Annotated in this window: 17 protein-coding genes and 1 riboswitch; all 17 genes read right to left on the bottom strand. The window is 40.9% G+C overall.

Annotated features, from left to right (window positions below):
- Positions 1-99: 99 nt before the first annotated feature.
- Positions 100-957, bottom strand: coding sequence for an aldo/keto reductase (locus tag ACLJJ6_RS04795; RefSeq protein ID WP_412990287.1), 858 nt, complete (start codon positions 955-957; stop codon positions 100-102).
- Between the two features lie 59 nt (positions 958-1016).
- Positions 1017-2036 (bottom strand): NAD-dependent epimerase/dehydratase family protein, encoded by a 1020-nt coding sequence (locus ACLJJ6_RS04790; RefSeq protein ID WP_412990286.1) that lies wholly within the window; start codon positions 2034-2036, stop codon positions 1017-1019.
- A gap of 193 nt (positions 2037-2229) precedes the next feature.
- The gene (locus tag ACLJJ6_RS04785) at positions 2230-2931 is read right to left on the bottom strand and encodes a DUF6994 family protein (RefSeq protein WP_412990285.1); all 702 of its coding nucleotides are present in this window, start codon (positions 2929-2931) and stop codon (positions 2230-2232) included.
- A gap of 148 nt (positions 2932-3079) precedes the next feature.
- Positions 3080-3553, bottom strand: a complete 474-nt coding sequence (ribH, locus tag ACLJJ6_RS04780) for a 6,7-dimethyl-8-ribityllumazine synthase (RefSeq protein ID WP_412990284.1) — start codon at positions 3551-3553, stop codon at positions 3080-3082.
- On the bottom strand, positions 3553-4770 hold the full coding sequence (gene ribA, locus ACLJJ6_RS04775) for a GTP cyclohydrolase II (RefSeq protein ID WP_412990283.1): 1218 nt from the start codon (positions 4768-4770) through the stop codon (positions 3553-3555). Before ribA ends, ribH begins: the two co-directional genes overlap by 1 nt.
- Before the next feature lie 2 nt (positions 4771-4772).
- Positions 4773-5363: a riboflavin synthase gene (locus ACLJJ6_RS04770; RefSeq protein ID WP_412990282.1), complete on the bottom strand. Its 591-nt coding sequence runs from the start codon at positions 5361-5363 to the stop codon at positions 4773-4775.
- Positions 5344-6411: a bifunctional diaminohydroxyphosphoribosylaminopyrimidine deaminase/5-amino-6-(5-phosphoribosylamino)uracil reductase RibD gene (ribD, locus tag ACLJJ6_RS04765; protein ID WP_412990281.1), complete on the bottom strand. Its 1068-nt coding sequence runs from the start codon at positions 6409-6411 to the stop codon at positions 5344-5346. Before ribD ends, ACLJJ6_RS04770 begins: the two co-directional genes overlap by 20 nt.
- A gap of 129 nt (positions 6412-6540) precedes the next feature.
- Positions 6541-6676, bottom strand: a riboswitch (FMN riboswitch).
- A 122-nt stretch (positions 6677-6798) separates the two neighbouring features.
- Positions 6799-7467 (bottom strand): DUF421 domain-containing protein, encoded by a 669-nt coding sequence (locus ACLJJ6_RS04760; RefSeq protein ID WP_412990280.1) that lies wholly within the window; start codon positions 7465-7467, stop codon positions 6799-6801.
- 174 nt (positions 7468-7641) lie between these two features.
- On the bottom strand, positions 7642-9069 hold the full coding sequence (locus ACLJJ6_RS04755; RefSeq protein ID WP_412990279.1) for a S41 family peptidase: 1428 nt from the start codon (positions 9067-9069) through the stop codon (positions 7642-7644).
- 11 nt (positions 9070-9080) lie between these two features.
- Entirely contained in the window at positions 9081-9308 is a 228-nt protein-coding gene (locus tag ACLJJ6_RS04750) for a YozE family protein (protein WP_412990278.1), read from the bottom strand.
- A complete protein-coding gene (locus tag ACLJJ6_RS04745) occupies positions 9308-9922 on the bottom strand; it encodes a YpmS family protein (RefSeq protein ID WP_412990277.1) in 615 nt (204 codons plus the stop codon). Before ACLJJ6_RS04745 ends, ACLJJ6_RS04750 begins: the two co-directional genes overlap by 1 nt.
- 6 nt (positions 9923-9928) lie before the next feature.
- Positions 9929-10864 carry a GDSL-type esterase/lipase family protein gene (locus ACLJJ6_RS04740; protein WP_412990276.1) on the bottom strand — a complete coding sequence of 312 codons (936 nt, stop codon included), beginning with the start codon at positions 10862-10864 and terminating at the stop codon, positions 9929-9931.
- 90 nt (positions 10865-10954) lie between these two features.
- A complete protein-coding gene (locus tag ACLJJ6_RS04735; protein WP_412990275.1) occupies positions 10955-11800 on the bottom strand; it encodes a DegV family protein in 846 nt (281 codons plus the stop codon).
- Between the two features lie 83 nt (positions 11801-11883).
- Entirely contained in the window at positions 11884-12378 is a 495-nt protein-coding gene (locus ACLJJ6_RS04730) for a dihydrofolate reductase (RefSeq protein WP_412990274.1), read from the bottom strand.
- A 13-nt stretch (positions 12379-12391) separates the two neighbouring features.
- Positions 12392-13342 carry a thymidylate synthase gene (locus ACLJJ6_RS04725; protein WP_412990273.1) on the bottom strand — a complete coding sequence of 317 codons (951 nt, stop codon included), beginning with the start codon at positions 13340-13342 and terminating at the stop codon, positions 12392-12394.
- A gap of 23 nt (positions 13343-13365) precedes the next feature.
- The gene (locus tag ACLJJ6_RS04720; RefSeq protein ID WP_412990272.1) at positions 13366-15273 is read right to left on the bottom strand and encodes an ABC-F family ATP-binding cassette domain-containing protein; all 1908 of its coding nucleotides are present in this window, start codon (positions 15271-15273) and stop codon (positions 13366-13368) included.
- Between the two features lie 3 nt (positions 15274-15276).
- Positions 15277-16503 (bottom strand): CCA tRNA nucleotidyltransferase, encoded by a 1227-nt coding sequence (locus ACLJJ6_RS04715; protein ID WP_412990271.1) that lies wholly within the window; start codon positions 16501-16503, stop codon positions 15277-15279.
- Positions 16504-16636 lie beyond the last annotated feature (133 nt).

Raw genomic sequence — 16636 nt, 5'->3', positions numbered from 1 at the left:
GATAGTCGTGCTGAATTCTGCTTCCTGTTGCCTAAGTTATTCTTTGTGGGGAAACCGCTACAATCCATAATTTTTTTGTTCATTAGTACCAGCAACTGGTTAATTTTTACCCCATTGAACAAATTGCTTTGCTGCTTCTGGACTTTCGTGATCCATGAATAGTGATTTTCCTAGATCAAGGGCTCTGATTTGAGTCAGTTCTTCTTGCGTTAAATTGAAATCCCAAATGGCAAAATTTTCCTTGATTCTTGCCGGATGGGTACTCTTGGGAATGATAACAACACCTTCCTCAGCAAGAAATTTCAATGCAATTTGAGCGGGTGTTTTATGATAACGATTGCCAATTGTCACTAAGAGATCATTCGTAAAAATACCGTTTGCCCCCTCAGCAAGCGGTGCCCACACTTCAATTTTAGTATTATTTTCTGCTAAATATTTCCGATCTACTTTTCGTTGATCAAAAACATGTGTCTCAATCTGATTAACTGCGGGGATGACATCATTAAAGCCCACCAGATCAATATATCTGTCGGGATAAAAGTTAGAAATACCAATTGCGCGAATCGTCCCTTTTTTGTAAAGTTCCTCCAAAGCATGGTAGGCACCATAATAATCTCCAAAGGGTTGGTGAAGTAAGACCATATCAATATAATCAGTTTTCAATTTTTCTAGAGAGACCTTGATTGAGGCTTTGGTCTGTTCATAACCATAATTGGAGATCCAAACTTTGGTTGTAATAAAGATATCTGCACGGTCAAGGGGGCTTTCTTCAATTGCAGCCCCGACAGCTGCTTCATTATTATAAGCCTGGGCAGTATCAATTAAGCGATAACCGGTTTCTAACGCTGTTAGGACAGCTCGCTTACAAGCCTCAAATTCAGGAATTTGATAAACACCAAAACCTTCTTGTGGAATTTCAACACCATTATTAAGTTTGATTACGGGTACTTGTGTCATAGAAACTCACTCCTTTTTTATGTCTGGTAATTATATTTGATAACACTCATTTATGATGACTACTCGTGCTGACTTTCGAGCATTTTGTCCAAAGCGCGATTAATCGTGGGCTGCGGATCGGTATACTGATAAGTGTATAATCCTGGATACATCGTTCGATAAACCGCTTTTTTTTGTAATCTAGGAGCCTGATCTTTATAAAAACTTGTATAGGAAACAGATGACCAAAGAAAAAGGGCCTCATCCACAGTAATCAACTGCGGAAGGCTTATAAATAAGCGCTCAATTTGTGTCTTCGTTAAGTGTGCACGTACGATTTTGAGCAATTCACTAAAATTAAGCGTAAAGCCCAACCCCATGACTCGTTTTCCATCAAATTGAGATTTTTCCATTGCATCAATTTGTAACCCTGCGATATCCCGGACATCAACACTGTCCATCGGCCCATCAACTAGGTAAGGCCGATTCTTCAAATAGGCATTAATCATGTCATGGTTCCATTCCAGAAAGCTAGGTCCAATCACATTCGTGGGATGAATAATCGTCGTTTTCAAACCTAAAATATGACTGAGATCCCAAATCCGTTTTTCTTCCTTGACTTTCATAACGGCGAATCGATCGTAGGGATAATCCATGTGGGTCACATCCGTCCAATCAGCCTCAGTAAAAACCGTCTTGTGAGGATCCGTATTTCCGTAACCAATTGCACCAATCGAGCCAATATGGACCAATTTTTCAACTGATTTAACTTGTGAGATTGCCCAAAATAAATTGTTGACGGCTTTCAGCTTGGTTGTGACAAAGTCAGTGATGGCTCTTTCTTCACCCGTAAATGGCGCGGTATCATTGAACACCCACTTTGCACCTTGGAGAGCTTGCAGAATTTTTGTGGGTTCCGTGAGCATATCTGCCCTAACACCGCGGACATTTGGCAATTTCTGTGTTAAGGATGCAAATTTCTGTGAGTTATGAAAAGTACCCGTCAGATTCGTAAAACCTAATTGAGTTAAGGATGCTGCTAACCAAGAACCCATATACCCGGTAATACCTAAAATGACAATTTTATCTTTTTTATTCAATTTCGTCTCCTCTCATACTAATAAACTTCTAGCTAATTTACCTAGTCTAAAACAGCGAGATACTTCATTCACAAAGGTCTTGACGTGTTTGCTATGCCATCTTTTCCGTACCTTCATTGTAGAGCACAATATCAAAGTTGAAATATATCTAGTTGTTATAATCGGTCATTACTTTTATGCATATCAAATTACTTTAATTGAATTTATCTTGATGAATTAACCATAAAAGATTTTCGAGATATGGTTGAATTGAAAGGTGTAATTGTGTTGGTGACAGGAAAGCATGAAGTCGTTTTTGCTGACGACTAGCAATATCTAATACTTGATAGTCGTGGTCGACGAAAGCCTGGAGTTGCATGGAGTCAATAAAATTTGGAAAACTATGTTTGAATTTAGTTAACCAAAGTTTGGTGGTTTCATTCTCATAAGCACGGCTCATGGGCGTAACTTCGCCTTGAAAATAGTGCTGCAGATCAAAAAGCAAATAATCCATGCGGTCACGATAAATCGTATAACGGTAAGTATTAATTGTAGGTAATTTGTGTTTAGGCCAAATAAAATGAAGATTTAGATTCTGCCGGATACTTTCATAATCTTGAATCCACATTTCAAATTGAGGATGAATCGTCATTAGTTGTTTGCGACCACAAATAACATCTGCCGCAAGAAAAATTTTGTGATTAGCAACCGTCTCAATTAAGGTATTGCGATAAGCCGTTAAATGAAACTTTTGGCCTAACGCGATGTATAAACTAAAATCGTCATGATCAGGATCAGGACAGAGTTGTTCCGCCAACTTAGCAATATATGTCGGGTCGTTGGTTTTCAGATACTTAAAGAAATCACTGCCATAAAAATGAGTCAGACGGTTGATATTTGCTTTGTATAGATTCATGTTTCCTCCTTAAAGCGATGAGTTAGAACGGCGTCTTTAGGCAAACAGTACTTTTGGAACTTAGTGCACTTTCTAAGCCTTTTTTTCAAACTGATCATACCATAAAAAAAGAGTTGAGAATGAATGCTTACATTCCCAGCTCTTGAATTTATGAGGCTGTTGTTAGCCAGTCATCTAGTCCCATCATTTGTACAAGGCCTTGAGCACATTCTCGACCTTTATTTCCACCTTTACCACCGGCACGATTAATTGCCTGTTCCAGATTGTCAGTTGTTAGCACCCCAAACATGACAGCAACTTGACCTTCAAGTGAGACCTGAGCAAGACGATTAGCAGTTTGCGAACAAATGTAATCGTAATGAGAAGTTTCCCCTTTAATAACAGATCCCAAGGCAATCAAACCGTCATATGCTTTTGTCAGACTTAATTGTTTTGCCCCTCGGGGAAGTTCAAATGCCCCTGGTACGTGGACAACTGTGAGATTTTTAGATTCGATCCCTAATTTTTGTAATTCATCAATAGCACCGGTCAAGAGTTTCTGTGTTACAAGGTCGTTAAAATCAGCAACCACAATTCCAACGCGCTTGTTTTTGCCATTCATCGTTCCTTTATATTCTTTCATTATTGAACTCCCTTAAGTAAGTGATTAAGTTTGTGTTTTTTCGTCTCTAGATACTTTTGATCTTCCTTTGTGGCTGGGATTTCTAATGGAATTCTTGTGATGATGTCAATCCCCAATGCCTTTAATTGATTCATTTTATTGGGGTTATTTGTCATGAGTTTCACTTGCTGAACACCCATAGTTTTTAGAATTGACGCCACGATACCATAGTCTCTTTGATCGGGTTCAAAGCCTAAATGCAGATTCGCATCTACCGTATCAAATCCATTTTCTTGCAGTTTATAGGCTTTCAATTTATTGATAAGGCCAATTCCGCGTCCTTCTTGGCGTAAATAAATAAGCGCCCCAGACCCATTCGCTTCGATTTTTCTTAGTGCTGCGTGTAATTGCTCGCCGCAATCACACCGTGTTGATCCAAAGACGTCACCAGTTAGGCATTCAGAATGAATTCTCAATAACAAAGGTTGATGGGAATTCAAATTTCCTTTCGAGATCAGCAGTGCGGGTTCTTTGGTGATTGGGGTTTCAAAAGCCTCTAAATTGAAATTGCCAAAGGTACTGGGAAGTTTAATTTTAGGAATTGGATTAAGGACATCGATATTTTTGATGTAACGATACTGTTTAATATCCTGAATCGTGATCAAGGGCATTTGCATGCCTTCTGCAAAAGCTTTTAATTCGCGTGATCGAGCCATATGACCATCTTTTTTCAAAATCTCGCAAATGTAAGCTACGGGAACCGCATGGGCTAGCTTGGCCAAATCAACTGCTGCCTCGGTGTGGCCACCACGTTGCAGTACACCATGTGCCTTAGCAACCAACGGAAAAACGTGACCAGGATGAAAAAAATCATCGGCAGTCTTCGTAACATCTGCTAATTGTTTGATCGTTGCCGCCCGATCGAAGGCAGAAATTCCGGTAGTCGTTGATTTGGCATCCGCACTTAATGTAAAAGCTGTACCAAACGGCTCCGTTTCATCTCCCGTCATCTTGGATAAGTGGAGGCGGGTTGCGATTGCTTGCGTCATGGGCACACACAGAAGTCCGCGCGCTTTACGGATCATTTGGTTGACCGTTTCAGGCGTTGCGTACTGAGCCAACCCTACCATATCCCCCTCTGCTTCCCGGTCTTTTGAATCTGTTACGATGACTAAGCGGCCTTCTTGTAACGTTTGGAGCGCATTTTCAACCTTAATGATTGTCGAGTTACTTTTCATTTTTATTTCTCTCCCTGATTTAGAATATATTTGCCAAGTATATCGGTTTCAAGATTAACTAATGAACCCATTTGCAATTGCTTTAAAATAGTGTGTTCCAAAGTATGCGGAATTAAACTTACCGAAAAAGTGCTCTGGTAAACACTGACAATCGTTAAACTCACACCATCTAAAGCAATCGAACCCTTTTCCACGATGTAGCGTGCATACTTATGAGGAAATTTAAAGCTAAACGTCACCGCATTCTTTTCAACCTGCTTCTTAATTAAGGTGGCGGTTGTATCCACATGTCCAAGGACAAAATGACCGTCAATTCGATCAGTAGGTAATAAGGCGGGTTCAAGGTTCACCTGACTTTTTTCTTGCAGCTGGTGCACATTAGTTCGTCTAACCGTTTCAGGCATGATATTCACTTCAAAACCATCGTTATATAATTTTGTAATTGTCAGGCAGACGCCATTTACAGCGATACTGTCACCAAGTTTGCTGTGGATTTGGTTCGTCAATGCTGTTTCAATGCGGAGATTAAAAGCGTCTGAACCGTTTTGTACTTTTTTGATAACGCCCATATCTTTAATAATTCCGGTAAACAAAATCATTCCTCCTTGCTTCTATTCGAATGTTATCAGCCAGTTGTTTGACTTTAGTGATCTTCATATCGAGAACCTTCAAACTTTCGACGCCCCTAATTGCTGGCAGAGCAGTCCCACCAAAAAGTTTTGGGGCCATATAAACGACCAATTCATCTACCAATTGTTTACGGACAAAAGCGGCTTGCACATGACTACCGCCTTCCACCAACAGGGATTGAATACCATGCAGGGTCAAAAATTCAAGAATTTTAGTTACTGCCCAATTTTTATCGGTAAAAACCAAAATGTTTGGAAGCCATTTTCTTTTTGAAACGTGTCGACTCAATATCCAAATTGGGCTGTTTGTGGTAAAGATTTTAAGATTTGGATCTAATTTATCGACATCCTTAACTAAAAGAATTCTAATCGGTTCAAAAGCCAGCTTTTGTGTCCTAATGGTTAAATGCGGGTTGTCAATCATTAAAGTATTTTCGCCAATCAGGATCGCCTGTTGGGCAGCCCGGAGCTTTTGACTATCTAAATAAGCCGCGTGGTTACTGACAAGACTTCGCCTACCATGCTCAAAATTGATTTTGCCATCTAAAGTCATGGCATATTTCAGCGTGATAAACGGTCTTTTTTGCTGATAAAAGAAATTGTATTTTTCGTTCATTTTGGCAGTAACTCCTAAAACTGTAACCTGAATTCCGGCTTCTTTAAGGATCTGTATCCCCTTCCCACATACAAGGGGGTTGGGATCCTTTTGTCCAATCACAACCCGGTGAATGCCCATTTTGGTAATTTTTAGTGCACATGGCGGTGTTTTGCCATAATGACTACAAGGTTCAAGCGTGACGTACATCGTGGCTCCCTCAGCTTGGTTGGGATTAACCAAACCCTTAAAGGCTTCAACCTCGGCATGATCACCACCAAACAGGTGATGGTAACCACGTGAAAGAATCTGGTTTTCCTTCACAATTAGAGCGCCCACGAGCGGATTTGTCCACGTGCTGCCCCTTGCCTTTTTTGCTTCTTGAAAAGCAAGTTTCATAAAATAAGTATCATCCATCCTATTCACCTCACGAAAAAAGGCCCCGCATTTAAAAATGCGAGGCCCATTTATTGATAAGCTAAATAAGATTTCATACGAGAATTTGAAATGCCAAAAAAGCATTTCCATTGGTATGAAAAATTAGCGCTATTTCTTCTCCCATCCAGACTTTACTGTCGGTCCCAGACTTTCACTGGGTCCACTGCTACACGCAGGTCACGGACTTCAACTCTACTAAGTTGTTACCGTCGGTCGGGAATTGCACCCTGCCCCGAAGAAATCTATATTCAGTTTTCAGATTCCATCATACGCGTTCGGTCAACATGATGCAAGTTTGGCGCTTCATTAGACTTTTGATTTTGACCTCGAACGCGCGATGGCCATGTGCGCCCAAAATAACCGTGATTAGCCATCAATACGGTAAATTTGGTTGGTGGTCTTTTCTGGTGTAATGACATAAAACCCCTTTTCTTGTGACCATTCTACGTAAACAAGCTTCTCCAAAGCAACGAAGCCTAATTTGGCTAAATTTGCTCGTAACCAGTCTTCGCTTAAATCATAAGATGCGAGCACTTTTTTTTGAATTTTTCCCTGATCGACAAGCATGATTGCTAAGACCTTGTCTTTTTCAGACTTGACAATCATACTAACTTGACCAGCGTTTTCCAAAATAATGTGGCGCGCATTTTCTAAAGAAAAGCACTGGTTTTGGCGTGCCATTTCACGCAGTTGCTCCATTTCGATCTTGTTTCGGTCAATTTCTTTAACATTAAGAACCCCGTCTTTGATAAGAATAGACGGTTCTCCTTTTATCCAGCGGTTGATTCTTTCATTTTTCTGGACAACTTTTTCAATGAAAAAAATCAAGAGGGCCCAAATCCCAATCGCAAACAAAAGATGACCAAGATGAACCTGTTCGTCGTAAACTGTTTCTTCCAGGATCCCGCCAAGCACTAACGTATAAATTAAATCGAATGGTGTAATTTCTGCCATTGACTTTTTTCCAAGCAAGCGAACAACAATTAACAAGCCAATCAACCCAATCACTAATTTAGCCCCAATAAGTAGCCACATTAAACCAGCCTCTTTTCGAATAAGTTTTGTTTTTACAGATAATTGTATTGCCAATAATTAAATTTTAAACGTCCAAAAAGAAGGTGACAATTAATATTCCCATTGTGGCGGTTTTTAGCGATCGATTTTTATATAAAAAACAAGATCCGCGAAAAAACGGACCTTGTTGCGACCTTATTTGCTTAAGAGCGACTCTGCTTTCGCCAATGCCCGATCATTTTGGGCTACTTTTGCTTGTACTTTGGTTTCTAAATTGACCACTGTTTTGGCATCTGCCTTCCCGGTAATGGTAAGACCAGCTTTCTTCTGATAATTTTGAACAGCTGTCTGCGTCGTTTTACCGAAGTAACCATTGGTCTTTCCCGAGAAGTAGCCTAAAGCAGTTAGTTCCTTTTGTAAGGTTTTCACTTCGGAAGAAACGTCACCTAACTGATAGGTTTTCTTAGTGTTAATCAGTTGAAGATAAGCATATTTCGGATAATCGGCTTTATACGTTGGTGTTAAGCCCTTTTTATTGATCCAATCCCCATTGGGTGTTAACCACTTAGCAATGGTAATTTTCATTTCGCTTTTATCCGTGAAGTCACTCACAGTTTGAACGGTCCCTTTCCCATAAGATTGAGTGCCAATGAGCGGCGCGTCTGCAGACTGATGTAAAGCGGCTGCAAAAATTTCGGCTGCACTCGCACTACCCCCGTTCATGAGTACCGCGACCGGTTTAGTGACCTTATAGCCGCCATCATATTTTTTGCCAGCCTTATAGATCTGCTGCTGACCATTCTTTGTTTGAACCCGCATAATGGTTTTTCCGTTTTTTAGGAACATGGAAGCCATCTTAAGTGCTTGGTCCATTAAGCCCCCCGGATTATCGCGCACATCCAAAACGTAGGCAGTTGCACCTTTTTTATCTAGCTTCTTCAGAGCCGCTTTGAGTTCAGAAGCGGTTCGCTCAGAAACTGAAGTAATTTGAATGTAACCAATTTTTTTATCCACCAGTTTCGTGTTCACAGTGCTAACTGGAATTTTTGCACGTGTTAGGGTTTGTTTAAAGGACTTACCGCCACGCTTGATGGTTAAAGTGACTTTGGTTCCGATTTTACCGCGCATCAAATTCACTGCTTGCGTAATGGTTTTACCAGCAATTGACTTGCCATTAACTGCGGTGATCACGTCGCCGGGTAAAAGACCGGCTTTTTTAGCTGGGGTCCCCTTAATCGGCGAAATGATTTTGATATACTGACCAGATTTTTGTACTTCGGCACCGATCCCCGAAAAACTAGAAGAAATTTGATTATTCAAACTTGTCGCTTCTGACTTATCCATGTACTCCGAAAAAGGATCGTCAAGTGCAGAAATCATTCCTTTTATTGCGCCATTGGTCACTTTAGACGCACTCACGGATTTATAATAGTTCGTTTGAATATTATTATAAACAGCTTCGATTTTTTGCATGGAAGCTGAAGTGGCTTGGGCCTGACTGACAATTGTTCTGGTCTGAAAGTAAGCGACGGTATAGGCAATTCCACCACCCACAAGTAAAGCAATGAGAATTGACCAAATTAGAGTGGCTTTTTTTACGAATTTTGGTTGTTTATTTTTCATATACTGGCTTCCTAACTATGAGTATTGGTTTCAAGATACTTCTGCCATGCATCATCAAAAACCGTCATTGAAGGCAAATAATTGCCATTCAACTCCAAGTATTTAGAAATTTCATTAAAATCTTGTGATTGCTTGGGAAAAGCTTGGTCAAAAAAGGCATTATTAGCGAATTCAGCAATGGGATCGTAACTTCCAGGATTCCGTTGCGTCATTAAAAACTGATAGAATGTTTTACTCATCATTTTACCTCCTCATTCTGTTTGGGGATGTTGACGCTAAAGACGAATTTGTTGTCGGGAATGTCGAGTTTCTTCGCCTTGAAGTAAATCCCATTGGGGGTCTTTATCTTTTGCAGGTTTAAGGTAATGACTTTTCCCTTGATCGTGATCCATTTAGGTAAGTTATAGTTTGCACCAATGTAGGCAAGAACCATCTTCGGCGAGATACTCAAAGCTCCGACGGCTAAATGTTTAGCTGATAGGACAATGTTACCGGAGGAAGTAACCCGTGGTTCAAGCGATAAAGCGTAATTCACGTTGCTGCCGAGTACTTTCACCTTACCAATTAAAAGCACCTGTTTATTCACTTTTAATTGGTAAGAAAAGTTCTTATTTGTTTGATAAGGCTTTAAATAAGCTGCCATTAAGGCGTTTAGCTGTTTCCTGTTTAGGGTAACGTCAAAAGAACTTGCTGGTGTAGCTGAAGCAGTTGTCTGGTTTTTAGGAATTGGTGTGTTCGCAATTCGCGTATGAAAGAAGATGCCCAGCGCCACTAAGCAAGCTAATAAAGCAATGAAAGCCCATTTCCATAGATTGGGGCGTTTTTTCTGAATCGGTTGTTGCTTGGTTTGCATATTTCGTCAGTCCTTATAAAGCCATTTATCGTGAATATTCATACTTCTTACCAACAGGCGAGTCATTTGATCATACCCCCGTGCATTGGGGTGAAAATGATCATCACTTGAAAGATAGATATTTTTTTCTTTTGTGTTCTCAAGGTTCTGCTCGATTTTACTAATTTGCATATCCTCTATGGATTTCGCACTGGAACTCTGTTTAAGCTTGCTTAGCGCCTCAGTACTTTGATATTGTCCTCGTGAAAGCAACTTGTTGACGGAGATAAAGTAAGCTGCTGATGATTGTGAAACAGCTGCTTTAGTGGTTTCGTCAAAATTGGCTACTGCCCGGTTAATCTGCGTAATATTAGGAAAATAAACGAAAAACGGGTTGTAAATGCCAAAAACGTAGATAGGTGCCTTTGCATTATAGTGCCGAATTTGTTTAAGTAATTTCTGAACTTCAGTGGCGTACCTCAGATTTAAACGTTCCAGAGCTAGGGTAAACTTTCCTTGTGAGGCAGTTGAATATTTTTGTAACGCCTGGAAAAGATCATTGCCGCCAACTGTTAGAATGATGGCATCTGAATTCTTGAGCGCCTTTTGTAATTTGACGCTGGTCGTCACCCGTTTTAAAATCTGGTCACTTCGTTCACCCGCAATACCATAATTTTTAACCGTCGCTTGCAAGTAGTACTTTTGATGTAACTTCTTGCCCAAGCGTTTTGTGTACCCAGCTTCTTTTTTGTTATCACCCACTCCTTGAGTTAAAGAATCTCCCAAAGCGGTGATTTGAACTTTTTTCTTCTGCGTTTTGGCAAGTTTATGAACAGTACGGTTTGAATCCGTGGGTGTATTGTCAGAATGTTGCGGAAAATAATAATTTAGTCCGAATACAACTAAGATCACGATTACCACGAAAACAAGGATCATAATTAGCCAATCGGCGATTTTTTTCATTGTGACGCTCCTTGAAATGATGCTTTATTTTAATACAAACACAGGACAAATGATGGTTAATTTTCCACCAATTGTCCCGTTAATCGATCTTTAATCTCCCGTATAATACATTAAGGCAAATGCACCAGGGCCGCCATGGGTTGCAATAATCGGCACCGTTTCTCGTACCAGAATATTAATGTTTGGAAACATCTCTTGAATTCTATCTTTAATTGGCGCAATGGTGTCCAAAGCCCCCACATGAGAAATTCCAATTGATTTGATGTTCGGCGTTTTAGCCATTTTTTCACAAACTTCATCAAAGAAGCGGCTAATCGTCTTCATGCCTCGTCCTTTAGCCACAACTTTCAATTCGCCTTCCGTGACCTGTAACACAATTTTGATGTTCAGCAGGCCAGAAATCATGCCTGTCATCCGATTAATCCGTCCACCCTTGACCAAATTATCTAAAGTCATAACGCCCATGAAAAGTTTGGTATGATCACGAATATCTTCGGCGGTCTTCAAAATTTCTTCACGTGATCGTCCAGCCGCTGCCATTTTAGCCGCTGCAATCACTTGAAAAGCAAGTGCGCGGTCAGTTGTTTGGCTATCCACGACGGTCACATCCGCCTTGGAAAGCTGGGCTGCCTGTTCTGCTGCATGGACGGTGCCACTGATGGCTTCCAACATGTTAAAACAAATGATCTGACTATCGTCCGCACCTAACTTATCGAAAACTTCAACAAATTTTCCGATGGGCGGTTGGCTGGTTTTAGGCAATGCCTTAGAATTTTGCATTTTAGTTAGGAATTCTTCGTTCGTAATTGTTTCGCGTTCCACATAAATGGTGTCATCAATCATAACAGTTAAGGGAACAATTGTAATGTTGTAATCTTTAGCCTCTTGATCTGTGACGCCGCAAGAGGAATCAGTCACAATTTTAATCTTTGCCATTGAAACTCACACTTTCTACACAGTAATATTTACATGAATTGATTATAACAGACAATTCCTATATTTTCATTATTAGTGTGGGTTTATACAAGCTTTTCATAGACCTCAAAGGTATGTGGGATTGGATTTTGTTCCGGGCCATGCCCTTCGCTCGATTGCATTAAACGCCACTCAGAATAATCAATAGGAATCATCTGCGTATCCCCTTTGAACGCTGCATGAATCTTAGTGCGATAAAGTCTTTGGACATAAGGGTAGAACTGTGCATACACTTCTTTACCGCCAATGATAAAAAGCCAGCGATCCGATCGGTCGTACTGAGTTAGAATTTCATGGATTGAGTGAGACACTTTCAAGTTATCCGTCTCTTTGAGATTACTTTGACGGGTCAAAATAACATTTAGGCGCTGGGGCAAAGGTCTTGCCCCAAAGGAGTCAAACGTTTTTCTTCCCATTACCACGGTATGTCCTGTTGTGATTTGCTTAAAATATTGCGTATCATCAGGAATTCGCCACGGTAAATGATTATCGTCGCCAATGATGCCATTTTGGTCTTCTGCCCAGATGAATGCTAGCAAGCTGATCACTCCTTTATACTGCAACTGGTGCTTTGATTGCTGGGTAAGGATCATAGCCTTCAACCCGGATATCTTTGAAGTCATAATCAAAAATACTTTTTGCCTCGCTTGCAATTATAAGACGTGGTGCCTCACGCGGGGTTCGGGAAAGCTGGGTTTTTACTTGTTCAATGTGGTTAGTGTAAATATGAGCATCCCCCAAAGTATGGATAAACTCACCTGGCTGCAGGCCCGTTTCTTTGGCGATTAGGCAGGTTAACAAAGCATAACTGGCAATATTAAACGGCACCCCTAGAAAAATATCGCCACTGCGCTGATAAAGTTGACAGCTCAATTTACCATCACTCACGTAAAATTGAAACATTGTGTGGCACGGTGGCAGGGCCATTGAAGAAATATCTTCGGGATTCCAAGCGGAAACAATCATTCGCCTGGAATCGGGATTCGTTTTGATTGTGTGAATGACATCACTGATTTGGTCGATTGTGCCGCCGGTGGAAGTTTTCCAAGCCCGCCACTGGCTGCCATAGACGTTGCCAAGATCACCAAATGTTTCGGCAAAGGCATCATCAGTTAAAATTTTTTGATCAAATATCTTTTTCTGTTCCTTATAATCAGCGGCAAAATCAGGATCGATTAAGGAACGACGGCCAAAATCAGCCATATCAGGACCCGTATATTGATCACTTTCAATCCATTTCTTGAACGCCCATTCATCCCAAATATGGTTGTGATGTTGCAATAGGTAACGAATATTCGTATCGCCATGCAAAAACCACATTAATTCGCTTTTAATTAAGCCAAATGGCACTTTTTTGGTGGTTAACAACGGAAATCCCTTGGCCAAATCAAAACGCATTTGATAGCCAAACGTGCTATACGTCCCGGTTCCTGTGCGATCGTGTTTGTAATTTCCGTTTTTCAAAACGTAAGCTTCCAAGTCTAAATATGGCTGTTCTAACATTTTTGATCCTCCTTAGCTATCCTTTACTCGTCGACATACTGGCTCAAATATTCCCAGCGTGTCATTTTGTGATCAATTTGAGCGTCTAAGGCTTCAATTTGCTTTTGTAAATCAGCTAATCGCCCATAATCCTCGGAAATCGTGGTCATTTCCTCTTGTAAATCACGTTTGTTTTGCTCTAATAGATCAATTTCGTTCTCAATAGATTGCCACTCAAGTTGTTCTGCATATGTCAGTTTTACTTTTTTGGCAGGTTTAGCTGTTTTTTCTTTTGCCTTGTCGGGAGCAGCTTTTTTGGCTCCCTCACGCGTTTTATGACTCTGATCAACAGCTGTCACTTGTTTTAAATAATCCGTAAATTGTCCGGTATAACGTTGAATGACGCCGTTCCCTTCAAAAATTAAGAGATGATCAGCAACCTTGTTTAGGAAATACCGGTCATGAGAGACGGTAATTACGGTTCCCCGAAAGTGTGCTAAATAATCTTCTAAAACGGTCAGGGTGCCAATATCAAGATCGTTGGTAGGCTCGTCCAAAAGCAAAACATTGGGTTGTTGCATCAAGATTTTCAATAAATACAATCGCCGTTTCTCACCACCAGACAGCTTACGAATCAGCGTTCCATGCATAGCGCGTGGGAAGAGAAATTGTTCCAATAGATTGGTCACACTAATGTGATCACCATTGGCATTTAACACCTCTTGTCCAACTTCGCTCAAGTAACTGATAATTCGCTTGTCCTCTGGGATTGGTTCGATTTTTTGCGTGTAATACCCGAGTCTAACTGTTTCGCCAATTTCAATGATACCCGAATCTAAGTTTTGCCGGCCCGCAATGACGTTTAGAAGCGTGGATTTTCCAGTACCATTGTTACCGGTAATGCCTACCCGTTCATCAGCCTGAATTAGTTCTGAAAAATTGTCCAAAATTAAATGTGATCCCAATTTTAAGGTGGCCGCTTTTAATTGGATGACTTTTTTACCCAAACGCTGTTGCCCCAGTTGAACTGAAAGATTTTCTTGTTTTTTGGCGGGGGCATTGACTGCTGTGCTTAAGGTGTTAAAACGATTGATTCGGGCTTGTTGTTTCGTCCCCCGTGCTTTTGGCCCCCGTTGCATCCAGGCTAACTCTTGCTTGTAAAGACGTGCCGCTTTTTCGCTTTTGGCGTTTGCTTGCACTTCTTGGGTGGCTTTCTCGGCAACGTAGGCTTGATAATTTCCTGGATACTGTTGGAGCGTTCCAAAACTGAGTTCCCAAATCTGGTTAGCTACGCGATCCAAGAAATAACGATCATGGGTCACAATCAGTAAAGCACCCTTATAAGCTGCTAGATATTGTTCTAGCCAAGCAATGGAATCAAAATCCAGATGGTTAGTCGGTTCATCTAGCATTAAGAGATCCGGGGCTTGAATAAGGGTCTGAGCCAAATCCACTCGCTTTTGTTGCCCACCGGATAAGGTCGCTATTTTTTGATTAAGGTTAGAAATGTGAAGTTGTGTCAGAATAGTTTTAACGTTACTCTCGGCTTCCCAAGCATTTTCCTGGTTCATTTTTTGCTCTGCGAGTTCAAATTGCCGCTGATTTTCTGTGTTTTCTGGGTCCGTACCGTATTTGTCCAGGGCTTGTTCGTAAAAGCGAATGGTTTTAAAAACAGCCTGCGATCCGGCAAAAATAGCATCCATAATGGTCAGATTGGCATCCAGTTGCGGTGTTTGCCGAAGATAACCGATGGTATAATTTTTGGGCTTTTCAATTTCACCAGCATCCTGATGATCAATTTGGGCAATCACATTTAGTAAACTGGTTTTTCCCGTCCCATTTGTCCCAATTAAGCCAATGCGGTCGCGTTCATTGATCAGGAAATTTATTTTTTGAAAAAGCACCTTGGTTCCGTATGTTTCCGTCAATTCTTCAGCTTTTAAAGTTTGCATTGTTTAATCACTTTCTTCTTTGTTGGTAAGCATTGTTTTAGCTGCTGAAATCAGTTCAGAAGACTGATTTTGGTACGTCCCGTTTAAGACACCCTCCTGTAAAGCAGTCAAGACGCGACCAAGATCGGGTCCTGGAGTAACCAAGTGGGTTGTAATCAAATCGCGCCCGTTAATGGCCAGTTCTTTGGACGATTTGATCGGTAGTTTTTTATAGGCCACTAAATATTGATCCGGATCAAAGCTAACATCAAAAATTTTTTGGACGGTTAACGCCTCCTTTAAATAGCGTTCTCCCGTTTGAAATAACAGATGTGCGTTCACCGTTTGGTTATCCAAGGCTTCTAAGAAAGTCAAACCAGCCTTAACTGCTTGATTGAGATCGTTTGAAGTTTTCCACGCTTTAAGAAAAGTTGGGCACGCTTGAGCAGAAAGTCCCAGGATTCGGCAGACAAATAGCCAAACCTGAGTTTCGTTTGCCAACTGTAAAGAAGCATTGAGACCAAGCATGCGACTGAGCGCTTTTTTTTGGCCGTTTAACCGGGGACAGTATGCGTAAAGTCCAGTCTCCAAAAAATATCGAACACCCTTTAACGGATTTTGCCCCATCATCATTTTTTCAAATTCAACCCGAATGCGTTCTACCGCAATTTTTTGTAACAATTTTGCGTGGTGCTGGATGGCTGCTTCGGTTTGTTTTTCAATTGTAAAGTCGAGCTTACTTGCAAAGCGAACGGCACGCATCATTCTTAAGGCATCTTCATGAAAACGTTCCTCAGGAGAACCCACTGCCCTCAATACATGCTGAGCTAAATCATTTAATCCCGAAAACAGGTCGACAACCGTTCCATCTTCTTTCAAGGCCAACGCGTTTACCGTAAAATCACGACGTTTCAAATCTTCTGATAAGGAACGAACAAAGGTGACTTTATCCGGCCTTCTAAAGTCTTGGTAGCCGCTTTCGGTCCGGAAGGTGGTGACTTCATATTTATGGTGATGATCTAGGATCATGACCGTCCCATGCTTAATGCCCGTATCCACCGTTTTGTGAAATAAAGCTTTCACTTCCGATGGATAGGCACTGGTTGCGATATCAACATCGTGAATGGGATCTTTCAAAATGGTATCACGAACGCTGCCGCCAACAAAATAAGCCTCAAACCCTGCCCCTTCAATTGTTTGGAGAATGGGGCGGGCTGTCTTAAATTCACTAGGTAAACTGTTTATTTGCATGCCTTATTCGCCAACCTATCTTAACAAAGTTTAAAAATTGTTTTATCGCATTTAATCTTAACAGAAACTGCCTCTTTTTAAAATGGATATCATCGGCTGATCAGCCGAATATGTTATGATGTTGAGGTAAAGT

Source organism: Pediococcus siamensis (genome assembly GCF_047220215.1).
In the GTDB taxonomy this organism is placed as follows: domain Bacteria; phylum Bacillota; class Bacilli; order Lactobacillales; family Lactobacillaceae; genus Pediococcus; species Pediococcus siamensis.
This window is presented reverse-complemented; position numbering and strand designations above follow the sequence as displayed.